This is a genomic window from Achromobacter sp. HNDS-1, assembly GCF_040084795.1.
GTDB classification, from domain to species: domain Bacteria; phylum Pseudomonadota; class Gammaproteobacteria; order Burkholderiales; family Burkholderiaceae_B; genus Achromobacter; species Achromobacter ruhlandii.
Window position 1 is genome coordinate 1,203,490 of the sequence record NZ_CP157584.1, and the last position, 24,256, is coordinate 1,227,745.

The following is a 24,256-nucleotide window of genomic DNA, read 5'->3' on the forward strand; positions in this document are numbered from 1 at the left end:
AATAGCCCCAACTTGCTCGCAAAATCGGGGTAATCCCTAGGAATTATCCACAGTATCTGTGGACAACCCTTTGGAAAGGTCTGTAACGGCGCAAAAAAATCCTTACAGGGCGGGCACTTGGTTAAACCGGTCAAAAACCGGCCGCTGTCCGTCCCGCTTTTACGCCGCCGTCAGCGCTTCCAGCGCCACCGCGCTGGGCAGCTCGATCTTGAGTGTCAACAGGTTGTCGGCCCGGGTGCGGCCCAGGTTGATGGCCGCTATCGGCATGCCGTTGCGGGAGGCCGCCGTGACAAAGCGGTAGCCCGAATAGACCATCAGCGACGAGCCCACCACCAGCACCGCGTCGGCCGCCATCAGGCCGGCATTGGCGCGGTCGACCCGCTCGCGCGGCACGGTCTCGCCGAAGAACACCACATCAGGCTTGACGATGCCGCCGCAGACCGGACAGGGCGGCACCTGGAACGACGCGAAGTCCACGCCCTCCAGGTCGGCGTCGCCGTCGGGCGCGTCATCGGCCTCGAAGGCGATCCAGCCGGGGTTGTATTGGTGCAGCGTGTCCTGCCAGGCATCGCGGCGGCCGCGCCAGTCGCAGTTCATGCAGCGCACCTGGTCGAGCCGGCCATGCAGGTCGACCACGTCGCGGCTACCGGCGGCTTCGTGCAGGCCGTCGACGTTCTGCGTCACCAGGACCGACACCCGGCCGCGCTGCTGCAATTGCGCCAGCGCGCGGTGCGAGGCGTTGGGTTGCACCTGGCCGAAACGGCGCCAGCCCACCATGCTGCGGGCCCAGTAGCGGGCGCGCGCGTATTCGCCGCCCATGAAAGTCTGCAGCGTCATCGGCGGCGAGCGTTTCCATTCGCCGTCGGTGTCGCGGTAGTCGGGGATGCCGGAATCGGTGCTGACGCCCGCCCCGGTCAGCACGAACAGCCGCGGGTGGCGGTCGACGAAGCCGCGCAGCGCGGCCAGATCCGAAACACGTGTGTCCATCCAGGCTCCCGTATCGAGGCGCGGGCGAGCAGGCCGCCCGGGCCGGACGCGGGCGGCATCGAAGCCGCCCACCGCACCGCGGACCTCAGCCGCCCAGGCCGCAATCCGGCGTGTCGCTGACCAGGCTGGCCTGGGTCACGTTGCTGCCCGGCGGCACGCTGCGCGTGAGCCAGACGTTGCCGCCGATGGTCGAGCCCTTGCCGATGGTGACGCGACCCAGGATGGTGGCGCCCGCGTAGATGACCACATCATCTTCGATCAGCGGATGGCGCGCCAGGCCTTTCTTGAGTTCGCCGTTCTCGCCCGGCGGGAAGCGCTTGGCGCCCAGCGTGACCATCTGGTAGAGCCGCACGCGGTCGCCGATGATGGCGGTTTCGCCGATCACCACGCCGGTGCCGTGGTCGATGAAGAAGCTGCGGCCGATGGTGGCGCCGGGATGGATGTCGATGCCGGTGTCGGCGTGGGCGATCTCGGCCACGATGCGCGCCAGCATCGGCACGCCCAGGCGGTACAGCACGTTGGCCAGGCGATGGTGGATCATGGCGGCCACGCCGGGATAGCACAGCAGCACTTCGTCGACGCTGTGCGCGGCCGGGTCGCCCTGGTAGGCGGCGGTCACGTCCAGGTCGAGCGCGGCGCGCACGCGCGGCAGCTCGGCGCCGAACTGGCGCACGATCTCGATGGCGCGCGGCTGCGAATCGGCCAGCAGCGCCGGATCGTCGCGGCTGACGTATTGCAGCTCCAGGTTGACCTGGTGCAGCAGCGCGTCCAGCGCCGCGCCGATGGTGTGGCCGACGTAGAAGTCCTCGACCTCTTCGCGCAGGTCGATGGGGCCCAGCCGCATCGGGAACAAGGCGCCACAGAGGTCCTTGATGATCTGGCGCAGCGCCTCCTGCGACGGGAACTCGCGCAGGCCGGCGTCTTCGCGCAGGCGGCCGCGCGGGCCGCGCCAGGCCACGCGCGCCTGGCGCAGGCCCGAGACGATGCTGTCCAGGTTCCAGTGGGCGGTGGGAAGGTAGGCCGGGCCGCTCATCGGGACAGCCCCTGCGGGATGCCGGCCGGGCCGGCGAACGGATGAGAATCGAGCATGACAGTGCCTCGGTGACGGTGCATCGCGCGTGACGGCGGGGCCGCACGGCGATGCTGCTTCGCAATATTTCCGTCAACTGTAACCGCTCGGCCCGCTTCGCGGAACCCATCCGACACGCCGTTGGGGTTATGGCGCCGCGGACTCCGGGTCATAGCCATGCGGATTGCCCTGTTGCCAGCGCCAGCCATCGGCGCACATGGCATCCACGCCACGCGTGCTGCGCCAGCCCAACAGCGAGGCGGCCAGGGCCGGATCGGCCCACATCCGCTCGATATCGCCGGGACGCCGCGGCCGGGTGCGCAGCGGGATGCGGCACTGGTTGACCCGCTCGAAGGCGCGCACCAGCTCCAGCACGCTGGTGCCCTGCCCGGTGCCCAGGTTGACCGCCACGAAGCCCGGGTGGCCGGCCGCATAGGCCAGGGCCTGCACATGGCCCTGCGCCAGGTCCATGACGTGCAGATAATCGCGCACGCCGGTGCCGTCCGCGGTGGCGTAGTCATCGCCGAACACGTTCAGGAACGGCTGCCGCCCCACCGCCACCTGCGTGATATAGGGAAACAGGTTGTTGGGCACGTCGCGGGGGCTTTCGCCGATCTGGCCGCTGGGATGCGCCCCGATCGGATTGAAGTAGCGCAGCGTCACCGCGCCGAACGCCGGCTCGGCCGCGCACAGGTCGCGCAGCATCTGCTCGACCATCAGCTTGCTGCGGCCGTACGGGTTGGCCGGCGCCAGCGGATGCGCCTCGGTGAACGGCAGCGAGCGCGGCTCGCCATAGACGGTGGCCGACGAGCTGAACACCAGCCGCGTCACGCCCTCGTCGCGCATGGCGCGCAGCAACGCCACCGATCCGGCCACATTGTTGTCGTAGTACTTGAGCGGATCGGCCACCGATTCGCCGACCGCCTTGCAGCCGGCCAGGTGCAGCACCGCCTGCACCGGGTCGCCGCGCCGCGCCTCGCGCGCCAGCAGCGCCTGCACCAGCCCGGTCTGGCGGATGTCGCCCTCGACCAGCGGGATCGGCGCGCCGCACAGGCGCTCGACCCGCCGCACCGCCTCGGCGCTGCCGTTGCTGAAGTTGTCCAGCACCAGCGGCCGCTGGCCCGCCGCCAGCATCGCCACCAGAGTGTGGGCGCCAATGTAGCCGGCGCCCCCGGTGACCAGCACCCGCATGTCCGTCATGCCCGCTCTCCGTCAAAGGTGCGCCGCCACGCCCGGCACCCAGGCATGGCGCGGCCGCGGCGCCTGGGCATGGCCGCGATAGCGGTCGATCCAGTACGAGGTGGAAGCGTCGTGGCCCCAATCGACCACGCCGGCCGACACCGGCACCGCCAGCTCGCGCTCGATGCCGCTCGCCAGCCGCTTGCCCAGTTCCACGCCCCATTGGTCGAAGGGATTGACGCCCCACACCACGCTCTGCACGAACACCTTGTGCTCGTACAGCGCCAGCAGCGCGCCGAGGGCGCGCGGATCGAGCTGGCGCAGCACGATCAGCGTGGACGGCCGGCCGCCGGGATGCACCATGTGGTGCGCCAGGCTCAGCGCCTTGTCGGGATCGTCGATGTGGGCCACGTCCAGCAGCGCCTGCTCCAGGCTCTTGCCGCGCATCAGCGCCTGGCGCTGCGCCAGGCAGTTGGCCAGCAGCATGCGGTGGGCGTCGGGACTGTCGGGGTGGCCCTGCAGGCTGGCGATGAAATCGACGGGCGCGCCCTGGGCGCTCTGGTGCAGCCACTGGAAGAAAGTGTGCTGGCCGTCCGTGCCCGGCATGCCCCAGATGATCGGCGCGGTGGGCACGTCGACCTCGGCGCCATCGCCGCCGACGCGCTTGCCCAGAGATTCCATCTCCAGCTGCTGCAGATAGGTCACCAGGTGCAGCAGCCGCGCGCTGTAGGCCGCGATGTTGAGCGAACCGTGGCCAAGCACGCTGCAATTGACCAGCCCGGCCAGCGCCAGCTGCACCGGCGCATTGGCCGCCAGCGGCGCCTGCTGGAAGTGCTGGTCCATGGCCTCGGCGCCGGCGCGCATGCCGATCAGCACGTCGGCGCCGACGGTCAGCGCGATAGACAGCCCGGCCACCGACCAGACCGAATAGCGCCCGCCGACCCAGTCGCACATGCGGAACACCTGGCTCGACGGCACGCCCAGCGCGCGCGCCGCCGGCACGTTGGCGGTGACCGCCGCCAGGTGTTCGGACGGATCGGCCACGCCGCCCTGCTTGAGCCAGGCGATGGCGGCGCGGGCGTTGTGCAGGGTCTCGGCGGTGGTGAAGGATTTGGACGACACCACCACCAGGCAGCGGCGCGGGTCCAGCCCGGCCACCGCATCATGGAAGGCGTGGCCGTCGATGTTGGAGACAAAGCGGATCTGGCGGCGCTGCCCGGCGCCGCCGAAGGCCTGGATCGCCAGGCGCGGCCCCCAGTCGCTGCCGCCGATGCCGATGTGCAGCACCGCGGAAAAATCGGCGCTCTGATCGATGCGCCGCACGAAGTCGGTCATGCGCGCGTACTCGCAGACCGAGTCCTCGTCCTGCCCGTCCGGCTGTTCGCGGGTGCGGCCGGCGCGCAGCGCCGTGTGCCAGGCGGGCTTGCCTTCGGTCCAGTTGACCGGTCCGCCGCCGAACAGCGCCTGGCGCGCGGCATCCAGCCCGCGCGCGCGCAGCAAGGCCTGCGCCGCGGCGTCCAGCGCGCCGGACTGCCGCTGCATCGTCAGGTCCACGCACAAGCCGGCCGCCTCGATCACCTTCAGCGTGCTCCCGTCCAGCGCGGCGCCGCGCGCCGCCTGCGCGAATGCCTGCCATTCGGCGCTGGCGGCCAGGCTGTCCGCTTCTGCCCCGGCCCGGGCCTCTCTCGCAAAATTCGCCTTTCCCATCGCGTGATGCTCCTTAGAACGGTAAACGGATATGAGGGGCAACGCGCCGGAACGCATTGCGGAAGTCCTCCTCGATGCGGGCCAATGCGGCCACGGTGTCTCCTTCGAAACGCAGCACCACCGTCGGCGTGGTGTTGGACGGCCGCGCCAGGCCGAAGCCATCGGCGTAGTCGACCCGCACCCCGTCCAGGTCGTTGATGGACAGGGCGCCGGGGAACTGCCCGTGCTCGCGCAGCGCCGCGACCAACGCGAACTGTTCGCCCTCGGTGGTTTCCAGCTTGATTTCGGGGGTGGCGCAGGACTGCGGCAGGCTTTCCAGCAGCGCCGACGGATCGGGCGCCGCCGACAGGATCTCCAGCAGCCGCGCGGCCGCGTAGATGCCGTCGTCAAAGCCATACCAGCGCTCCTTGAAGAACACATGGCCGCTCATCTCGCCGGCCAGCAGCGCGCCGGTCTCGCGCATCTTGGCCTTGATCAGCGAGTGTCCCGTCTTCCACATGGTCGGCTTGCCGCCGGCCTCGGCGATGGCGCGCGCCACGTGGCGGCTGCACTTGACGTCGTAAAGGACCTCGGCGCCAGGGTTGCGCGCCAGCACGTCGCGCGCGAACAGGATCAATTGGCGGTCGGGCCAGATGATCTGGCCGGACTTGGTGACCACGCCCAGCCGGTCGCCGTCGCCGTCGAACGCCAGCCCCACCTCGCAATCGGAATAGCGCAGGCAATAGATCAGGTCCTGCAGGTTCTGCGGATCGGCGGGGTCGGGATGATGGCCCGGGAACGAGCCGTCCACCTCGCAGAACAGTTCCGTGACCTCGCAGCCGAGCGCCCGGAACAACGCCGGCGCCACCGCGCCGGCCACGCCGCTGCCGCAGTCGATGGCGATCTTCATCGGCCGCGCCATGCGGATGTCGCCCACCAGCCGCGCGGCGTAGCAGGGCTGGATCTGCATCTGGGTACGGCCGCCGGCCACGCTGGCCGACTCGATCGGCAGGCGCATCGCGTCGCGCAGCGCGGTGATGCCTTCGCCGTACAGCGAGGCGCCGTCCATCACGATCTTGAAGCCGTTGTGGGTCGGCGGGTTGTGGCTGCCGGTCACGGCGATGCCGGCGCCGGTGTCCATCAGCCAGGTGGCGAAGTACACCATCGGCGTGGTGGCCATGCCGATGTCGATGACGTGCAACCCGGCCGAGCGCAGGCCGGCCTGCAGCGCCGCCGCCAGCTCCACGCTGCTCAGGCGCCCGTCGCGCCCCACCACCATGGCGCGCGCGCCCAGTTCCAGCGCCCGCGCGCCCGCCGCCATGCCCAGGCTGTGGGCGAAGCGCGCGTCGATTTCCTCGGGCACCGTGCCGCGTATGTCGTACGCCTTGAAGACCGCATCCAGGATCTGCGGGGGTTCCCAGCCAAACGTTCCATGCATGCCAGTTCTCCGCGGGGTTTACTTGGGGCCGTTCTGCTTGAAGTCACCGTAATAGGCCGCCCGCGAATAGCGGTATCCGCCATATTTGGAACGGAACCCGAAGCGCTCGGGCATCAGCTTGAGACCGTTGAACAGCACCCCATCCACCGGCGCGCCCGCCTGGATCAGGCGCTTGGCGGTCTCGCGGATCTCGCCCACCGTGTTCATGCCCGACCGCACCACCACCATCACCGCCGCGGCATGCGTGCCGACCACCGCCGCGTCGGGCGAGGACAGCACCGGCGCCGTATCCAGGATGACCATGTCGTACTGGCTGGCCAGCTCGCGCAGGGTCTGGCCGAAGATCGGCGAGGCCAGCAGCTCCGATGGATCGAAGCTCACCGCGCCGGTGGCGATGAAGTCCACGCCCTCGGAGACGCTGTGCTTGCGCACCCGCTCCAGCGGCAGCGTGCCCGACAGCACCTCGAACAGGCCGTCTTCCTTGGGCACGCCGAAATAGCGATTGAGCTGGCCCTTGCGGAAATCGGCGTCGATCAGCAGCACGCGCTTGCCGACCCCGCCCTGGATGAAGGCGAAGTTGGCCGACAGGAACGACTTGCCGACGCCGGCCACCGGCCCGGTGAACATGACCATGTTGTTGGCCGACTGGCGCAGCGAGGCCTGCAACACGTTGCGGAACGACCGCAGGCTTTCGATCGGTGGCGCGTTGCTCTGGCTCTGCGCCAGCAATGCCGGCACGGTGGCGTTCTTGCGCCGGCTGCGGCGCCACAGCTTGTCCTGCAGATCGCTGTGGGGAATCGCGGCCAGCACCGGCAGGCCGGTGTAGCGCTCGACATCGTCCGGCTCGGACAGGCCGCCGAACAGCGCGTTGCGCACGAAGGCGCACAGCACGCCGATGATCAGGCCGATGGCCGTGACCACGGCGATGATGATGGCGGCCTTGGGACGCACCGGCTTGTCCGGCTGCACCGCGGCGTCCAGGATGCGCACGTTGCCGACCTTGCCGGCACGGATCAGGCGCAGTTGCTGGGCGTTGTTCAACAGGCCCGTGTAAAGCTCGGTGTTGACGCGCACGTCGCGCACCAGCCGCACCACGTCCTGTTCCAGGTCGGGCAGCTGCTTGATGTTGTTGCCGATGCGGTTGACATCGCCGGTCAGCGAGGCGATCTGGCGGTCGATGGCGACAATGCTCGGATGGGTCGGCGCGAACCGGGTGATCAGTTCCTGGCGCTTGGCGCGCAGCTCCATCACCTTGGTCTGGGCGTCCACCGACTGCGCCAGGATCAGCTTGGCTTCCTCGCTCAGATCGATGGTGCCGCGCTTGTTGCGCAGCGAGTTGTACTTGGTCTCGGCCGCGTCCAGTTCGCGCTTGAGTTGCGGCAGCTGCTCGTCCAGGAACGCCAGCGATTTCTCCGCCTGGGCCGACTTGCGATTGACGTTCTGCTGCACGTATTCCTGGCCGATCTGGTTCAGCACCGCGGTGGTCAGCGCCGGATCATTGCCCTCCAGCGTCACGCCGATCACGCCCGAAGTGCGCCCGCGTTCGAAGATCCCCAGGCGCGATTGCACGTCCTCGATCGCCGCCAGGCGCGAGGTGCGCGACACCGTGAATTCGGTGCCGGGCCGGCCGCTGAGCGCGTCGATGTGCACGTCCAGCGCGCCGCCGCCCGGCAGCACGAAATGCTCGGGCTTGCCGACCGTGCCCTTGAACGTGGCGCCGGTGATCTTATCGTTCAGGGTGTAGGCGCCTTCGCCCAGGGTGGTGATGCGAAAGGGCTTGCCCAGCCATTCATTGGGCACGTCCAGCTGCGAGATCGAGATCGACTCGCCGCCCCAGGCGTAACCGCCGCGCGGCAGCCCGGACGGGTACGGCAGGCTTTCGTAGTGCCGCGCCAGCCATTCGCCGACCACCGGGAAATAGCGCGGCTTGGCATGGATGTACAGCATGAACTTGTCGACGGCCGGTCCCACCACCATGCGCGAGCGCAGCACTTCCATCTCGCCGGAGGTCTCGGCCTTGGTGTCGAAGATGGCCGAGACGTCGCCCAGCAGGCTGCGGCTCTGGCCCTGCGGCAGTTCCTCCTCCACCTGGACGATGATGTCGGCCGAATAGACCGAAGGGGTGACCATGACATAGACCACCGCGCCCAACAGCGCGATCAGCGTGATGGCGATGATCAGCCAACGGTTGGAGAAAATGGCGTCCACGTGCGAGGACAGCGGGGTTTCCTGCTGGCGAGCCGGGACGGAGGGCTCGAACGATTCGATGGGCAACGACATGCAGCTCTCCAAGATTAGGCGCCGCCGCGGTCGCGGCGCCCCCAAAGGCGTGGGCCGGATCCCGGCCCCGCGCCCAGCGGCGCGGGGCGGGCCCCGAGGGTCGATTACTTGATTGAATGCACGGTCTGTACCGTTTGCGCGCTCGGGAACAGGTTGCTGATGAAGCGGTTCCACCGCACCAGCGCCGCCGTATCCACGAAGACGACGTCCTTGGGTTGCAACTCGAACTTCTCCGCCACCGCATAAGCCTGCGGCGAAGCGGCATTCAGATGGAACACCAGCGGCGTCGCCTGCTCGGTACTGCGCACCACAAACACCTGCGACGAGTCCGCGGTCAGCTGGTTGGGGCCTCCCGCCACGCCCAGCGCTTCGTTCAACGTCAACCTGCCGTCCCGCATCACGATCGAGGCCGGCGTGGTCACCTCCCCGGTCACGAACACCTTGCTTTCGTCGCGCGGCGTCACCCTGACGATGTCGCCCGACTTCAGCATCACCTGGTTCAGATCCTGGCCGCGGTCGATCAGCGCGGGCAGATTCACGCGCGTCTTCCTGCCTTCGCGGATGACATAGACGCTGCTGCGGTCACCGGTGGGCAGCACCCCGCCCGCGCGGTTGATCGCTTCCAGCAGCGTCATGGGAATGTCGTTGATCGCGACGGTACCCGGCGTCTTCACCTCGCCTTCGACGTAGACCCGCTTGCTGCGGTAGCCCAGCACGCGCACCGTGATCTGCGGATCCTGGATGTATTTACCCGAACTGTTGACTATGAGATTGCGCGCCTGAAGTTCCGTCAACCCCGCCACTTTCAGCAGTCCCGTATAGGGAAATTGGATATATCCGGAGGATGAGACCGTATACCCCGGAATGCCCGAGGCGGTATCCCCGAAGGCTAGTTCGGTCACCCCCGTGCCGATGGCGTAGGTTTGCGTCGGAAGCACGAGCTCGGGGTGGTCCCAGACCACGATAGAAAGAATGTCCCCGGGACCGATGCGATACGGCTCGGCCTTGTCGACCAGGCGCGATACCCCGTCGTTGTCCAGCAGCGCCTGGCGCGCGCGGTTGTCCTCCAGCACCAGGCTGGGCGTGATTTCCTTGATCTGCGCCACCGAATTCGGATCGAGCGGATCGACCAGGTGCTTGGCATCAAAGGTCATGCCGGGAGAAAGGGCGCAAGCGCCCAGCGAGGACACGAGCGCGATGGCAGCGATGGCTCGGCTCAACGTTCCGAAAAATGTCGTCATGGCAAATCCACTGTGAATGACTTCGTTGCTTGGAAAGGAGCCCGATGCGTAACGGGTTGCGACATTCCACTCCCTTTTCAAGCCCCCGCACATTCGACGGATGCCTTAAGCCTTCTCCTACATCGTTTGGAGGTTTCGGGTGCGCCGGGCACTCAATAAGATTTGGACGGTAGCCACATGCCTTGCGGCGGTGCAGCGTTTTTTTTCGCGGCCCCCAGGGCGCCTCCCCGAAGAACGAAGGAGTGCGCGATGGACCCGTCCCTCACGGACACGTCAAGCAGGTCGAACCGATCCAGCTATCTGTACCGGCTGCTGGACGCGGCGATCGTCGTTATCTGCGGCCTGGCCGTCACCGAGCTGAAGTTCGCGGATGAGGCGATGGCCGATCCGCCGCAGATCCATCTGTTCCTGATCTATCTGTGCGGCCTGGGCGTCATCGCGCTGTTTCCGGCGTTCAGCCTGTATGTGTCATGGCGCGGCCGCCGGCTGGCGGACCTGATCGTGCGCAGCCTGGCGGCATGGTCGCTGGTCTTCGCGCTGGGGATCCTGGTCAGCTTTCTCATGCACCAGAGCGCGTCGGTATCGCGCCTGTGGGCGGCGACCTGGTATGGCTGCGCGGCCCTGGCGCTGGCCGGCGTCAGGCTGGCCGTGTACGCGGTGCTGGGCGCGGCGCGGGATCGCGGCCTGAACCGCAAGCGCGTGCTGCTGGTCGGCTTCGGCGCGCTCGGCCATGACCTGTGGCGGCGCGTCGAACGCTACCGCGAAGCGGGTTATGAGGTCGCCGGCATCTACGCCGAGCCGCACGAGAACCTGCCGCCGCAAGTGCGGCGCCTGCACGACCTGGACAAGCTGCACGCCTTTGTGCGCGAGCACACCGTGCGCGAAGTCTGGATCGTGTTGCCGATGGAGGCCGGCCAGGAATTGCGCGAGGTCCTCTACCACCTGCGCAACGACCTGGTGGACATCCGCTGGATTCCCGACGTGATGTCGATCCAGCTGCTGGGCCACCGCATCGGCGAATTCCTCGGACTGCCCGCGATCCAGCTGAACAGCCTGCCCGCGGCGGGCGTGCGCGGCTGGGCCAAGGAAGCCTTCGACCGCAGCTTCGCGCTGTGCGCCCTCATCGGCCTGTCGCCGCTGATGTTGACCGTGGCCTGCCTGGTCAAGCTGACCTCGCGCGGGCCGGTGCTGTTCACCCAGCCGCGCCTGGGCGTGGACGGCAAGGTGTTCCACGTCTACAAGTTCCGCACCATGACCGTGCACCAGGAGCACGGCGTGGTCACGCAGGCCACCCGCAACGATGCGCGCGTCACCCGCATCGGCGGCTTCCTGCGCCGCACCAGCCTGGACGAGCTGCCGCAATTCCTGAACGTCCTGCGCGGCGACATGTCGGTGGTCGGCCCGCGCCCGCATGCGCTGGAGCACAACGAACTGTACAAGGACCTGGTGCAGCGCTACATGATGCGGCACCGCGTCAAGCCGGGCATCACCGGCTGGGCCCAGGTCAACGGCTTGCGCGGCCAGACCGACACGCTGCGCAAGATGAGCGACCGCGTCGAGCATGACATCTACTACATCCAGCACTGGACGTTCCGGATGGACCTGATGATCATCGCCCGCACGGCGATCTCCGGATGGACGGGGCGAAATGTCTATTGAACCGCTGGGCTGGCCCCTGATCGTCCCGTCGCGCGCGCGCCCGGCGCCCGCCCCCGCCGCGCCGCCGCCCGGCCTGCTGGCCGAGGATGACTTCCGCCGAGCGGTGGAGATGCTGCCGCTGGTGTCCATCGACCTGCTGTTGCGCGATGCCGACGGCCGCTACCTGACCGGCCTGCGCAGCAACCCGCCGGCCCAGGGCAGCTGGTTCGTGCCGGGCGGCCGCATCCGCAAGAACGAGCCCCTGTCGCGCGCGCTGCAGCGCATCGCCCGCGAGGAACTGGGCCTGACGCTGCCGCCACAGGCCTGGCGCCCGCGCGGCGTGTACGAACACTTCTACGGCACCAATTTCGCCGGCGAGACCGGCCGCTCGACCCATTACATCGTCCTCGCCTACGAGGCCGAGTTCACGCTGGACACCGCCAGCCTGCCGCTGGGCCAGCACCGCCGCTACCGCTGGCAGCCCGCGGCGGCCATCGCCGCCGACCCCGGCGCCCATCCGTACACCCAGGCCTACTTCAAGGAGTCAGCGCCATGACCAACCCCCATCCTCCGTACCGGGCCGTGATCCTTTGCGGCGGCTCCGGCTCGCGCCTGTGGCCGCTGTCGCGCGAGCTGCTGCCCAAGCAGTTCATCCGTTTGACCGATGACCGCAGCCTGCTGCAGAACACCCTGCTGCGGCTGGACTCGGCCGGCGCCCAGGCCCGCCCCATGCTGGTGTGCAACGACGCGCACCGCTACATCGCCGCCGAACAGGCGCAGGAGCTGGGCATCCAGGACGCCGAGATCGTGCTGGAACCGTTCGCCCGCAACACCGCCCCGGCCATCGCCGCCGCCACGCTGCGCGCCATGCGCGACGGCGAGGACCCGGTGATGCTGATCATGCCGTCCGACCACGTGCTGGAAGACGGCCCGGTGCTGGCCGCCGCGTTCGCCCAGGCCTACCAAGCCGCGCGCCAGGGCGCCCTGGTGACCTTCGGCATCACCCCCACGGCGCCGCTCAGCGGCTACGGCTACATCCAGGCGGCCGAACCCGGCGCCATGGCGCCCGCCCGCAAGGTGCGGCGTTTCGTCGAAAAGCCCTCGCCCGAAGTGGCGCAGCGCTTCATCGAGGACGGCAGCTACTACTGGAACAGCGGCATGTTCGCCTTCCAGGCCTCGGTCTTCCTGGCGGAACTGGAACGGCTGGCGCCACGCATCCTGGAACAGGTGCGCGCGGCGGTGGCCGCCGGCCATGGCGAGCCGGCGCTGTTCCAGCTGGACGGCCCGGCCTTCGAGGCCTGCCCCAGCGACTCGATGGACTACGCCATCATGGAGCGCACCGACAGCGCCGTGGTGATCCCCCTGGCCGCGCCGTGGAGCGACGTCGGCGCGTGGGACGCGGTCTGGGGCATCGCCCGCAAATCGGCCGAAGGCAACTCCACCAGCGGCGACGTAATGGTCGAGGACTCGCGCAACTGCCTGATCCATTCGACCAGCCGGCTGGTGGCCTCGGTCGGGCTGGACGACATCGTGGTGATCGAGACCGCCGACGCCGTGCTGGTAGCGCACAAGACCCGCTCGCAGGACGTCAAGCGGCTGGTGGAGGCGTTCAAGGTGCAGCATCGCAGCGAACTGAATCACCACCGCGAGGTGCAGCGTCCCTGGGGCTCGTACGACTCGGTTGGCCAGGGCCCGCGCTACCAGGTCAAGCGCATCACCGTGAAGCCGGGCGCGCGCCTGTCGTCGCAGATGCACCACCACCGGGCCGAGCACTGGGTGGTGGTATCGGGCACGGCGCGCATCTACAACGGCGACAAGCAATACCTGCTGACCGAGAACCAATCGACCTACATCCCCCTGGGGGAAGTCCACAGCCTGGAGAACCCCGGCAAGATCCCGCTGGAAATCATCGAGGTGCAGTCCGGCGCCTATCTGGGCGAGGATGACATCGTCCGCTTCCAGGACATGTACGGCCGTGTCTGACCCCCGGCGCGCGGCCTCATCCTTTTGGCGGCCGGGCCTGGCCCGGATATGCCTGCCGCTGGCGGCGCTGTTCTTCGTCACCCTGGTGACGGTGGGCAACCTGCCGGGGCTGGCCGCCGAGATGTCCGACGCGTTCGGCGACAAGCGCCTGCACCTGGCGGCCTACGCCTTCCTGACCGTGCTGGTCTACCTCTCGGTGCAGCGGCGGCCAGGGTTGACGGCGCTGCTGGCCGTCTCCGCCCTGGGTGCGCTGGACGAAGGCATCCAGTCCTTTTTTGCCTATCGACAGGCCGAACTCTTAGACCTTTTGGCCGATATCTCCGCGGCGGGTGCGACAGTAATCTCGTTGAACATCGGTTCCGCAGCCTTCGGCTCTTTTCGTGCAGTGACTAAGTCTTAAGGATAAAACCATGCCAAAACGGGCACTGATTACCGGCGTCACCGGCCAGGACGGCGCATACCTGGCCGAATTCCTGCTGGCCAAGGGCTATGAAGTCCATGGCATCAAGCGGCGCGCGTCGCTCTTCAATACCGCGCGCATCGACCACCTGTACCAGGATCCGCATGACCAGCCGCGCAACTTCGTGCTGCACCACGGCGACATGACCGACTCCTGCAGCCTGATCCGCATCGTGCAATCGGTGCAGCCCGACGAGATCTACAACCTGGCGGCGCAAAGCCACGTCGGGGTGTCGTTCGAGGAGCCGGAATACACCGCCAACGCCGACGGCCTGGGCACCCTGCGCCTGCTGGAAGCCATCCGCATCCTCAAGCTGGAGGACAAGGCCCGCTTCTACCAGGCCTCGACCTCGGAGCTGTACGGTCTGGTGCAGGAGACCCCACAGAAGGAAACCACGCCGTTCTATCCGCGCAGCCCCTACGCCGCGGCCAAGCTGTACGCCTACTGGATCAGCGTGAACTACCGCGAGGCCTACGGCATGTACGCCTGCAACGGCATCCTGTTCAACCACGAATCGCCCAAGCGCGGCGAGACCTTCGTGACGCGCAAGATCACCCGCGGCCTGGCGCGCATCGTGCTGGGACTGCAGGAATGCCTGTATCTGGGCAACCTGTCGGCGCTGCGCGACTGGGGCCACGCGCGCGACTATGTCGAAATGCAGTGGCTCATGCTGCAGCAGGACACGCCGGAGGACTACGTCATCGCCACCGGCATGCAATACAGCGTGCGCGAGTTCATCAATACCGCCGCGCGCGAGCTGGGCATCCTGCTTGCCTGGGAGGGCGAAGGTCTGGAAGAGACCGCCACCGTGCTGTTCAGCCCGGTGCACGACATCAAGCCCGGCCAGGTCATCGTGCGGGTCGACCCGCGCTACTTCCGCCCCACCGAGGTCGAAACCCTGCTGGGCGACCCGACCAAGGCGCGCGAAAAACTCGGCTGGTCGCCGCGCACCAGCTTCGCCCAGCTGGTCAAGGAAATGGTGGAGAGCGACCTGAAGGACGCCCGGCGCGATGCGCTGGTGGAACAGAACGGCTACGAAATCTACGCCTACAAGGAGTAGTCCGCCATGAGCAATCCGGACCAACGCGTGTTCGTGGCGGGCCATCGCGGCATGGTGGGCGCCGCGCTGGTGCGCGAGCTGCAGGAGCGCGGCTACCGCGACATCATCACGCGCAGCCATAGCGAACTGGACCTGGAAAACCAGAACCAGGTGCACCGCTTCTTCTCGACCACGCCGGTCGACGTGGTGTACCTGGCCGCCGCCAAGGTCGGCGGCATCCTGGCCAACCAGAACCATCCGGTGGACTTCCTCTACCGCAACCTGATGATCCAGTGCAACGTGATCCGCGCCGCCTACGCGGCCGGCGTGCGCAAGCTGCTGTTCCTGGGGTCGTCCTGCATCTATCCGCGCGAGGCGCCGCAGCCGATCCGCGAGGACGCGCTGCTGACCGGGCCGCTGGAGGCCACCAACGAACCTTACGCCATCGCCAAGATCGCCGGTCTGAAGCTGTGCGAGGCCTACCAGCGGCAATATGGCGCGCGCTTCATCTGCGCCATGCCGACCAACCTGTACGGTCCGCACGACAACTACGACCTGCACAGCAGCCACGTGCTGCCGGCGCTGATCCGCAAGTTCCACGAGGGCCGCGAGGCGGGCCAGGACAGCGTCACGCTGTGGGGCACCGGCAAGCCGCTGCGCGAGTTCCTGTACGTGGACGACCTGGCGCGGGCCTGCGTAATGCTGATGGAGACGCCGGCGGCCGACGGCATCTACAACATCGGCGCCGGCGAGGACCTGTCGATCGCCGAGCTGGCGCGGGTGGTGGCGCAGGTGGTGGGCTACCAGGGCAACATCGTCTACGACGCCAGCAAGCCCGACGGCACGCCGCGCAAGCTGATGGATTCGGCGCGGGTGCGCGCGCTGGGCTGGAAGCCGGAGATTTCCCTGACTCATGGCGTGACGCTGGCCTATAGCCATTTCCTGCGCGAGCAGGCGCGCCAACCGCTGCCCGTGGCCTGAGGCTCCTTTCAGTGTGAACAGGCCCTAACCACGCCTATCGAAAACAGGCATTCCGATGTACCGACTCATCAGAAAGCACGTCGCCGGCAATGCCTCGTTCTGGGGGCTGGTGGAATATGGCATCGGTCCCGTCGCGGCGCTGGTGGCGCTGCCCATCCTGTTCCGCCAGCTGGGCACGGTGGGCTTCGGCCAGTACTCGATGATCATCGCGCTGGCCGGCTTCGGCAACGCCGCCAACCTGGGGGCCGCCGTCACCGCCACCAAGCTGGTGTCCGAGCGCATGCACGAGCCCGGCGACGCCTATCGCGCGGCCGGCGTGGCCATGTCGCTGATCGGCTGCGCGCTGGGCGTGGTGACGCTGGTGGCGGCGCTGCTGTGGCTGGGCGTGTGGTGGGGCTGGCCCGCCGCCACCTTCGGCGGCGTGGCCGTCACCCTGCTGGCCATGCCGGCGCTGGCCGTCTACCTGACTCAGCAATACGACCAATTGATGTCCGGCTGCCTCAAGGGCCGCGAGGATTTCCGCGCCACCGCGCTGTGCGAACTGGTCAGCCGGAGCGGCACCATGGCCCTGGCCTGCGCCACCGCCTGGCTGACGGCCTCGCCCACCTGGACCGGCCTGGCCCAGGCGCTCGGCCTGCTGCTGGCCGGCTCGGTCAAGATGCGCGTATTTGCGCGCCGCTACGGCCACGTGCTGGTGCGCCCGGTGCGCGACCGCGGCGCCATGCTGGACGCGTTCCGGTTCTCGCGCTGGTCCTGGCTCAACAGCCTGAGCGCGCTGGCGTTCGGCTCGGTCGACCGGGTGCTGGTGGGCAGCCTGATGGGGCCGGCGGCGCTGGCCATCTATACCGTCGGCGTGCAGGTGGGCCAGATGATCCACACCGCCTCGGTGGCGATCTTCCAGAAGGCCATGCCGCGCGTCAGCCGGCTGAGCGCCGCGCCGCCGCATCCGGGCGCGGCCGAGGAAGAGATCCGCCGCCTGATGCTGTGGAACCTGCTGCTGTCGGCGGGCGCCACGCTGGCGGTGCTGGCGGTCAGCCAGCCGCTGCTGGACCTGCTGCTGGGGCATGCCGTGGCCGAGGGCCACCTGGGCACCTTCCGCCTGCTGATCATTGCCTCCGGCCTGCTGTCCTTGAACGCGGCCGCGCATTTCTCGCTGCTCGGACTGGGCAATTCCCGGGCGGTGGCGATCCTGAACGGCCTGGGCGGCCTGGCCATGCTGTGCGTCATGGCCGCCCTGGTGCACGCGGCGGGCGAACACGCCGCGGCCTGGGGCCGCATGGCCTACGCGGCGATCACGCTGGCCGGCGTGGCGCTCGCCATCCGTCAATCCCGGCCCGACTACCCGGGCGCCCTGCCTGCGGCCACCCGGTAGCCATCATGCTGAGGTCCTATATGCGCAAGCGCCACAATGAGTACTCGCGTCAGCTCATCGATTTCGTCAGCGAGCTGCGTCCCCCCGCGCCCATCGCCGGCGGCCTGCTGCCCAAGCTGACCATCGTGACGCCCTCGTACAACCAGGCGCGGTTCCTGGAGCGCACCATTGTGTCGGTGCTGAACCAGGGCTACCCGCGGCTCGAGTACATCATCATCGACGGCGGCTCGACCGACGGCAGCGTCGATATCATCCGCAAGTACGAACGCTACCTGACCTACTGGGAAAGCGCGCCGGACCGCGGCCAGTCGCACGCCATCAACAAAGGCTTCGAGCGCGCCACCGGCGACTACGTCGGCTGGCAGAATTCCGACGACCTGTACTACCCGGGCGCCCTGCGCAAGCTGGGCGCGGCCGCGGCCCGGGGCCGGGCGCCCATCGTCAGCGGCAACCTGTTCGTGGCCGACGCCGACAACCACATCTTCCGCAAGATCCACTACACCCCGGTCAACCGCGGCACGCTCACGGTGGTCAAGGCCTCGATCCCGAACCAGTCTGCCATCTTCCGCCGCGACCTGCTGCGCAAACACGGACTGCTGCAGGAAAGCATGCGCTACTGCATGGACCTGGAACTGTGGAGCCGGCTGCTGCGCGAGGGCAGGAACCTGATCGTGCCGGACGCCATGGGCGTGTACACCGCCCATGACGAAACCAAGACCGCCCTGATGCAGGACGTGCTGCTGGAGGAACGCGAACAGATCGTCGACCGCATCCGCCGCACCGAACCCGGCATGGGCAAACTGTTCGGCCTGTCGTGCCGGGCCTCGCAGGTGGCCGCGCATGCGCGCCAGGGCGACCTGTCGTATCTGGTCGAAAAGCTCGCCATCAAGCTGTTCGGGCGCGACGACTGGGCCGCGCACTGACCCCCCAATCCCCAGCCATGGAGCCGCCATGCATCCGCACCGCCGCCTTTCCACGCTGCACCTGCTGGGGCTGTTCGCGTTCACCGCGCTGGCCCTGAACGACGACCGTTTCATCCTGGGGGTCGGCAGCTTCAAGCTGTCGCCCTTCGATGTGCTGTTCGTGGCCATCCTGGTGGTCAAGGCGCTGCGGCTGGCCGATCCGGCCGCGTACGCGCTGCCGCGCGGCGCGCTCGGCATGCTGCTGGGCCTGCAGGTGCTGTCGGTGATCTATCTGCTGCTGGTGTCGCTGCATCATCCCGGCATCGAAACCGGCGACGTGGCGCGCGACCTGCGCATCGTCTTCTACTTCCTGAGCGTGCCGTTCCTTTGCTACAAGGACATCGACAGTCCGGCCGCCTACGCGGTGCTGCAGAAGTACATCGTGGCGGCCTGCCTGGCCGTGGCCACGCTGATGCTGCTGGAGCAACTGCAGGGCTTCAGCATTTCCAATCCGCTGCGCAATGTGCGCCTCGGGGTGTGGGCGATTCCGTTCGGCGTGGTGTCGCTGCTGTACTTCCGCAGGACGCTCAACGTGTCCGGGCCCAAGGCCTACGCGCTGACGGTCTACATGCTGCTGGCGCTGGTGTTCTCGCTGAACCGCAGCCAGTACCTGCAGTTGATGGTGGCGGTGCTGCTGGCGATGATGCTGGGCGCGGGTCCCGACATCCGCCGCCGGGTGGTGCTGATCTTCGCGCCCGCGGCCGTGGCCGGGGTGCTGGTGTTCGCCAGCATCGGCTACCTGGACGTGCTGACCAACCGCATTTTCAGCGTCGAGCGGCTCGACGAGGACTCCAGCTACGGCGCCCGCATCCAGGAGATGCAGGGGCAGATGGACTCGTTCGCCGAGAGCCCGGTCTTCGGCAAGGGCGCGGGCTTTCGCAGCTGGGTGATGGGCGAGAACGGCTTCGAGCTGAGCACCTTCGCGCACAACTCCTGGGCCTTCTACCTGATGAAGTTCGGCATCGTCGGCACCGTCATGATCATGTTGCCGCCGCTGCTGATCCTGCTGCTGTCGCTGGGCCGACGCTACGCCCATCCCGGGCTGGAACTGCACCGGCGCTACCTGATCGCCACCGCGCCGATCTACATCTTCGTCGACTCGCTTTCGGGCGGCCTGGCCTACGCGCCCAAGACCGCCTTCACCGGATTTCTGCTGTGCTATTGCCTGTCGCTGCTCCGCAATGCCCGGGCCATGCCCGCGCCTCAGCCCGCGCCCGCGGCTCCCAGCTCCCGTCCGGACGCCATGCGCCGGACGCCACCGCGAGTACTGCCCCATGCCTGATGTCCTGTTCGTCGCCCCCGACCTGCATGGCGGCGTCGGAAGATGTGTCGCCTTCATCGCCGACGCCCTGCCCCGGCGGGGCGTGGACGCCGGGCTGTTCCTGCTGCGTTCACGCAACCGCGAATACCCGATCGCCAACCCGCGCGTGACGCGGGCGCTGCCGGTGTTGGAATCGCCGGCGGCGCTGCGCCTGATGCTGCCGCTGGCGTTCGCGCGCCTGGTGGCGCAGATCCGCCGCGACCGCCCGGCCATCGTCTGCTCGCACGGGCTGTTGTGCAACATGCTGGTGGTGCTGGCCAAGAAGGCGCTGCGCGGCGACTTCGCCATTGTGGCGTTCGAGCACAGCAGCCCCGCCATCCACTACGGCGCCTCGCGCATGCGCGGCCTGAAATGCTGGCTGGTGAGCCAGACCTACCGCCGCCACGACGCCGTCGTCGGCGTCTCGCGCGGCGTCAAGGAGGACCTGGTCAGCATGTTCCCGCCGCTGCGCGGCAAGGTGCGCACCATCTACAACGGCGTGCCGCTGGACGACGTGCGCGAGCAGAGCGCCGCGGCTTCGCGGCCCGCGCCGGCCGACGCCGGCGCGCCCTATCACGTGGTCGCGGTGGGCCGCCTGGAGGCCGTCAAGGACTACGCCACGCTGATCGACGCCGCCGCGCTGCTGGACGATCCGGGCATCCACTTCACCATCCTGGGCGAAGGTTCGGAGCACGGCGCGCTGCAAAGGCGCATCGACGCGCGGCCCTCGCGCAGCCCGGTCACCCTGGCCGGCCACATCGACAACCCGTTTCCGGTGATCGCCAGCGCCGGCGCCTTCGCCCTGACTTCGGTGCGCGAGAGCTTCGGCAACGTGCTGGTCGAGGCCCTGTGCCTGGGGGTGCCGGTCATTTCCACCGATTGTCCGCACGGCCCGGCCGAAATCCTCGACGCGGGCCGCTACGGACTGCTGGTGCCGGTGGGCGATGCGGCGGCGCTGGCCGCCGCGGTGCGCCGGCTGGCCTACGACGGCGACATGCGCGAACGGCTCGCGGCCGACGGCCCCGGGCGCGCCGACGCCTTTTCACTGGAGCGGCACTGCCGCGACGTCATCGATTTGTTCCAGCCGCTGATGCGGCGCGGCGCATCCTGAACAGGAAAGCATCATGTCCAAGATACCGGTATCCGTCGTCGTCATGACGAAGAACGAGGAACGCAATATCGCCAAATGCCTGAAGGCGCTGGCCGAGTTCGACGAGGTCTTCGTGGTCGACTCCAACAGCACCGACGCCACTTGCGCCATGGCCGCGGCGCTCGGCGCCAAGGTCAGCAATTTCAACTGGAACGGCAAATATCCAAAGAAAAAGCAGTGGTGCCTGGAACAGTTGCCGTTCACGCATCCGGTGGTGCTGTATGTCGACGCCGACGAGGAAATGACGCCGGAACTGGCCGCCGAGATCCGCGCGGCGCTGCCGCGCTTTGCCGCCGGCGCCGGCGGCGCCTTCGTGCCGTTCGACTATGTGTTCTGCGGCCGCAAGCTGCGCCACGGCCACCGCGTCTACAAGCTGGCGCTGCTGGCGCGCGATCAGTCGCGCTTCCTGGACTACGACGATCTGGACGTGGCCCACATGTGGGAGGTCGAGGGCCACTACCAGCCGCAGGTCAAAGGCGAAACCTTCGCGCTGCGGGCGCGCATGGTGCACAACGACCACGATTCGCTCTACCACTACTTCGACAAGCACAACCGCTATTCCGACTGGGAAGCCAACCTGCGCATCAAGGGCCTGATGAACGATCCGCGCGAGGCCAACGTCGGCGCGCGCGCGCTGCTCAAGCGGCTGTTCCAGGCGCTGCCGTTCAAGGCGCCGATCTCGTTCCTGCATTCCTATCTGCTGCGCCTGGGCTTTCTCGATGGCCGCGCCGGCTTCGATTACGCGGTGGCCCGCGCCATGTACTACTGGCAGATCCGCATCAAGACCGAGGAAATCCGCCAGGCCCGCCTGGCCGTCGATCCGGCGCAAGGCGATGCGCTCAGCGGAGCCGCCAAATGAGCGCGCTGCAGCGGTTGGACCAGTTCACCCTGGCGCCGGGCCAGCGCGGCCGTTCGGCGCTGACGGTGCAGTTGTGGTGGCTGGTGCAGGGCTCGCTGTTCCGCTGGTCGCCGCAAGTGGCCTACGGCCTGCGGCGCTGGCTGCTGCGCTGCTTCGGCGCGCAGGTCGGACGCAAGGTGCTGATACGCCCCAGCGCCACCATCACCTATCCCTGGAAGGTGACGATCGGCGACTACGCCTGGATCGGCGACGACGCCGTGGTCTACAGCCTGGGGCCCATCCATATCGGCGCGCATGCCGTGGTGTCGCAGCGCAGCTACCTGTGCGCGGCCGACCATGACGCCGCGCAGCCGGACTTCCCGCTGCGCGAGCGCGCCGTGCGCATCGAGGACGGCGCCTGGGTCGCCACCGATGTCTTCATCGGCCCCGGCGTCACCGTCGGCCGCGAGGCCGTGGTCGGCGCGCGCAGCTCCGTGTTCCGCAGCCTGCCGCCCGCCATGGTGTGCCACGGCAATCCCTGCCGCCCCATCCGCCCGCGCGTGGCGCCGCCGGCATGAAGATCCTCCTGTACGGCATCAACTACGCGCCGGAGCTGACCGGCATCGGCAAATACAGCGCGGAACTGGCCGAATGGCTGGCCGCGCGCGGCCACCAGGTCAGCGTCGTCACCGCGCCGCCCTATTATCCGCAATGGCGCGTGCACGATGGCTATCGCGCCGGCCGCTACCAGCGCGAAACGCGCGCCGGTGTCGACGTGCGGCGCGCCCCGCTGTGGGTGCCGGCCCGGCCCGGCGGCGCCAAGCGCCTGCTGCACCTGGCCAGCTTCGCGCTTTCCAGCCTGCCGTCGCTGCTGCGCGCGGCGGCCGGCCGGCCCGACGTGATCGTGGTGGTCGAGCCCGCCCTGTTCTGCGCGCCGGCCGCCTGGCTGGCCGCGCGGCTGTGCGGCGCGCGCGCCTGGCTGCACATCCAGGACTACGAAGTGGATGCGGCGTTCGACCTGGGCCTGCTCAAGGGCGCCTGGCTGCGCGCGGCCGTGCGGCGCGCCGAGCGCTGGCTGATGCGGCGTTTCGACCGCGTCTCGACGATCTCCGGCCGCATGCTGGACCTGGCCTTGTACAAGGGCGTGGATCCGGCGCGCGCGGTGCTGCTGCCCAACTGGATCGATGTCGAGGCCATCGCGCCCGGCCGCGACGGCGACCTGCGCGCCGAACTCGGCATTCCCGCCGGCGCGGTGGTGGCGCTGTATTCGGGCAACATGGGCGGCAAGCAGGGCCTGCAGACGCTGGCCGAGGTGGCCCGCCTGCTGGAACAGGAGGAATCGCTGTGGTTCGTGTTCTGCGGCCAGGGCCCCGAACGCGCGCCGCTGCAGGCGCAGTGCCAGGGGTTGGCGCGGGTGCGCTTTCTGGACCTGCAGCCCGCCGCGCGGCTGGGCGCGCTGTTGAACACCGCCGACATCCACCTGCTGCCGCAGCGCGCCGGCGCCGCCGACCTGGTCATGCCGTCCAAGCTGACCGGCATGCTGGCCAGCGGCCGCCCGGTGGTGTGCGGCGCCGCGCGCGGCACCGAACTGGCCGGCGTGGTGGCGCGCTGCGGCCTGGTGACGCCGCCCGAGGACGCCGCCGCCATGGCCGAGGCGGTGCGCAAGCTGGCCCACCATGGCGAGATCCGGGAAACATTGGGCGCCGCGGCGCGTCGCCATGCGCTCGACCACCTGCACGTGGACGCGGTGCTGGCCGCCGCCGAGCGCGAATTCGCCGCCGTCGCGGGCGCGCCCGCGCCGCGCGCAACGCGGACCACCGAAGCCGCCAGCCGCGACGCCGGCCATTAGGCTCGATCGCCCGGATTCTGCCCCGGCGCCCTCGGCGCCACGCGCTGGCCACGGGGCGGCGGGTCGCGCCCGCTACACGCTGTCGTCGCCCTTGCCTGCGGCGGCGGCCGGCGTGGCGCCGCGCACCAGCCCCATCTGCACCGCGATATAGGCCGCCTCGGCCTGATTGCGCGCGTTCAGCTTCCAATACAGGGTGCGCGCGTGGCTCTTCACCGTGGCCACCGATATCCCCACCTGCTGGCCGATCTCGCGCATGGTCTTGCCCTGCACCAGCAACTGCAGGATCTCCTCCTGCCGCTGCGTCAGCTCGCGCAGCTCCGGCAACGACGCCTGTGACGTCGACAGGGGCCTGGGCTGCGGTTGCGGATAGCACTCACCGCCCGCCAGCACCAGGCTGACGGCGGCGGCCAGGGCGTCCGGGCTGGATGCCTTGGGCAGGTAGCCGGCCACGCCGGCGCGCGCGCAGGCCGCCATCACGTTCTGGTCCAGCACCGAGTACAGCGCCAGCACCAGGCGCGGCATGAACAGCGCCATCGCCTGCGACAGCAGGCCGATGTCGGCCTCGGCGGCGCCGCTGCACCCCACCACCAGCAACTCAACGGGGCGATTGAGGGAACCCGGCATGTTCACGAGATGTGCGGGCGAGATCGCCAGAATGTCCTCTGCGTTCCGTACCCGCTCCAGCACATGCTGGATGGCGACACGAAGCAGGGCGTAGTCTTCGATTAGAACGGTTGTCATCCCGGAGGGAACCTTGTGACGCAGGGTCCAGACACGGTTCCCATGGCACGGCTGCGCACGGCG

The 24,256-nt window shown here is 68.6% G+C and carries 21 protein-coding genes; 13 read left to right on the forward strand and 8 right to left on the reverse strand.

What is annotated here, in order from left to right:
- Positions 1–159: 159 nt before the first annotated feature.
- The 7 genes from ABFG95_RS05240 to ABFG95_RS05270 all read right to left on the reverse strand — a co-directional run bounded on the left by ABFG95_RS05240 (position 160) and on the right by ABFG95_RS05270 (position 9,880).
- Positions 160–987: an NAD-dependent protein deacetylase gene (locus ABFG95_RS05240; protein ID WP_049072983.1), complete on the reverse strand. Its 828-nt coding sequence runs from the start codon at positions 985–987 to the stop codon at positions 160–162.
- Positions 988–1,072: 85 nt separating this feature from the next.
- Positions 1,073–2,020 (reverse strand): serine O-acetyltransferase EpsC, encoded by a 948-nt coding sequence (gene epsC, locus ABFG95_RS05245; protein ID WP_049072982.1) that lies wholly within the window; start codon positions 2,018–2,020, stop codon positions 1,073–1,075.
- Positions 2,021–2,203: 183 nt separating this feature from the next.
- Positions 2,204–3,256, reverse strand: a complete 1,053-nt coding sequence (gene galE, locus ABFG95_RS05250) for a UDP-glucose 4-epimerase GalE (protein ID WP_054417286.1) — start codon at positions 3,254–3,256, stop codon at positions 2,204–2,206.
- Positions 3,257–3,268: 12 nt separating this feature from the next.
- On the reverse strand, positions 3,269–4,942 hold the full coding sequence (pgi, locus tag ABFG95_RS05255) for a glucose-6-phosphate isomerase (RefSeq protein WP_049072980.1): 1,674 nt from the start codon (positions 4,940–4,942) through the stop codon (positions 3,269–3,271).
- Between the two features lie 13 nt (positions 4,943–4,955).
- A complete protein-coding gene (locus tag ABFG95_RS05260; protein ID WP_348995535.1) occupies positions 4,956–6,359 on the reverse strand; it encodes a phosphomannomutase/phosphoglucomutase in 1,404 nt (467 codons plus the stop codon).
- A gap of 18 nt (positions 6,360–6,377) precedes the next feature.
- The gene (locus ABFG95_RS05265; protein ID WP_059271861.1) at positions 6,378–8,639 is read right to left on the reverse strand and encodes a GNVR domain-containing protein; all 2,262 of its coding nucleotides are present in this window, start codon (positions 8,637–8,639) and stop codon (positions 6,378–6,380) included.
- Positions 8,640–8,743: 104 nt separating this feature from the next.
- Positions 8,744–9,880, reverse strand: a complete 1,137-nt coding sequence (locus ABFG95_RS05270) for a polysaccharide biosynthesis/export family protein (RefSeq protein ID WP_049072977.1) — start codon at positions 9,878–9,880, stop codon at positions 8,744–8,746.
- Positions 9,881–10,129: 249 nt separating this feature from the next.
- Between ABFG95_RS05270 and ABFG95_RS05275 the strand changes: the two genes are divergently transcribed.
- Genes ABFG95_RS05275 through ABFG95_RS05335 form a run of 13 tightly spaced genes read left to right on the forward strand, consistent with a single transcriptional unit; the run spans position 10,130 to position 23,452 of the window.
- Complete coding sequence (locus tag ABFG95_RS05275; RefSeq protein WP_059271864.1) at positions 10,130–11,539, forward strand: undecaprenyl-phosphate glucose phosphotransferase; 1,410 nt, start codon at positions 10,130–10,132, stop codon at positions 11,537–11,539.
- A complete protein-coding gene (locus ABFG95_RS05280; protein WP_236749462.1) occupies positions 11,529–12,074 on the forward strand; it encodes an NUDIX domain-containing protein in 546 nt (181 codons plus the stop codon). Before ABFG95_RS05275 ends, ABFG95_RS05280 begins: the two co-directional genes overlap by 11 nt.
- A complete protein-coding gene (locus ABFG95_RS05285) occupies positions 12,071–13,501 on the forward strand; it encodes a mannose-1-phosphate guanylyltransferase/mannose-6-phosphate isomerase (RefSeq protein WP_049072975.1) in 1,431 nt (476 codons plus the stop codon). The genes ABFG95_RS05280 and ABFG95_RS05285 overlap by 4 nt, the downstream gene beginning before the upstream one ends.
- Complete coding sequence (locus ABFG95_RS05290) at positions 13,494–13,901, forward strand: VanZ family protein (RefSeq protein ID WP_175146593.1); 408 nt, start codon at positions 13,494–13,496, stop codon at positions 13,899–13,901. Before ABFG95_RS05285 ends, ABFG95_RS05290 begins: the two co-directional genes overlap by 8 nt.
- A 10-nt stretch (positions 13,902–13,911) precedes the next feature.
- The gene (gene gmd / locus ABFG95_RS05295) at positions 13,912–15,021 is read left to right on the forward strand and encodes a GDP-mannose 4,6-dehydratase (RefSeq protein WP_006387741.1); all 1,110 of its coding nucleotides are present in this window, start codon (positions 13,912–13,914) and stop codon (positions 15,019–15,021) included.
- Between the two features lie 6 nt (positions 15,022–15,027).
- Positions 15,028–15,981 (forward strand): GDP-L-fucose synthase, encoded by a 954-nt coding sequence (locus tag ABFG95_RS05300; protein ID WP_348995536.1) that lies wholly within the window; start codon positions 15,028–15,030, stop codon positions 15,979–15,981.
- Between the two features lie 55 nt (positions 15,982–16,036).
- Positions 16,037–17,353: an oligosaccharide flippase family protein gene (locus ABFG95_RS05305; protein WP_348995537.1), complete on the forward strand. Its 1,317-nt coding sequence runs from the start codon at positions 16,037–16,039 to the stop codon at positions 17,351–17,353.
- 5 nt (positions 17,354–17,358) lie between these two features.
- Entirely contained in the window at positions 17,359–18,276 is a 918-nt protein-coding gene (locus ABFG95_RS05310) for a glycosyltransferase family 2 protein (RefSeq protein ID WP_231891702.1), read from the forward strand.
- 28 nt (positions 18,277–18,304) lie between these two features.
- Complete coding sequence (locus ABFG95_RS05315; RefSeq protein ID WP_348995538.1) at positions 18,305–19,597, forward strand: O-antigen ligase family protein; 1,293 nt, start codon at positions 18,305–18,307, stop codon at positions 19,595–19,597.
- On the forward strand, positions 19,590–20,726 hold the full coding sequence (locus ABFG95_RS05320; protein WP_068952795.1) for a glycosyltransferase: 1,137 nt from the start codon (positions 19,590–19,592) through the stop codon (positions 20,724–20,726). Before ABFG95_RS05315 ends, ABFG95_RS05320 begins: the two co-directional genes overlap by 8 nt.
- A gap of 13 nt (positions 20,727–20,739) precedes the next feature.
- On the forward strand, positions 20,740–21,624 hold the full coding sequence (locus ABFG95_RS05325; RefSeq protein WP_080977378.1) for a glycosyltransferase family 2 protein: 885 nt from the start codon (positions 20,740–20,742) through the stop codon (positions 21,622–21,624).
- On the forward strand, positions 21,621–22,181 hold the full coding sequence (locus ABFG95_RS05330; RefSeq protein ID WP_054417277.1) for a putative colanic acid biosynthesis acetyltransferase: 561 nt from the start codon (positions 21,621–21,623) through the stop codon (positions 22,179–22,181). The genes ABFG95_RS05325 and ABFG95_RS05330 overlap by 4 nt, the downstream gene beginning before the upstream one ends.
- Positions 22,178–23,452 (forward strand): glycosyltransferase WbuB, encoded by a 1,275-nt coding sequence (locus tag ABFG95_RS05335; protein ID WP_054417276.1) that lies wholly within the window; start codon positions 22,178–22,180, stop codon positions 23,450–23,452. The genes ABFG95_RS05330 and ABFG95_RS05335 overlap by 4 nt, the downstream gene beginning before the upstream one ends.
- A 72-nt stretch (positions 23,453–23,524) precedes the next feature.
- Here the strand turns inward: ABFG95_RS05335 and ABFG95_RS05340 are convergent, their stop codons facing one another.
- Entirely contained in the window at positions 23,525–24,193 is a 669-nt protein-coding gene (locus ABFG95_RS05340; protein ID WP_049072966.1) for a response regulator transcription factor, read from the reverse strand.
- Positions 24,194–24,256 lie beyond the last annotated feature (63 nt).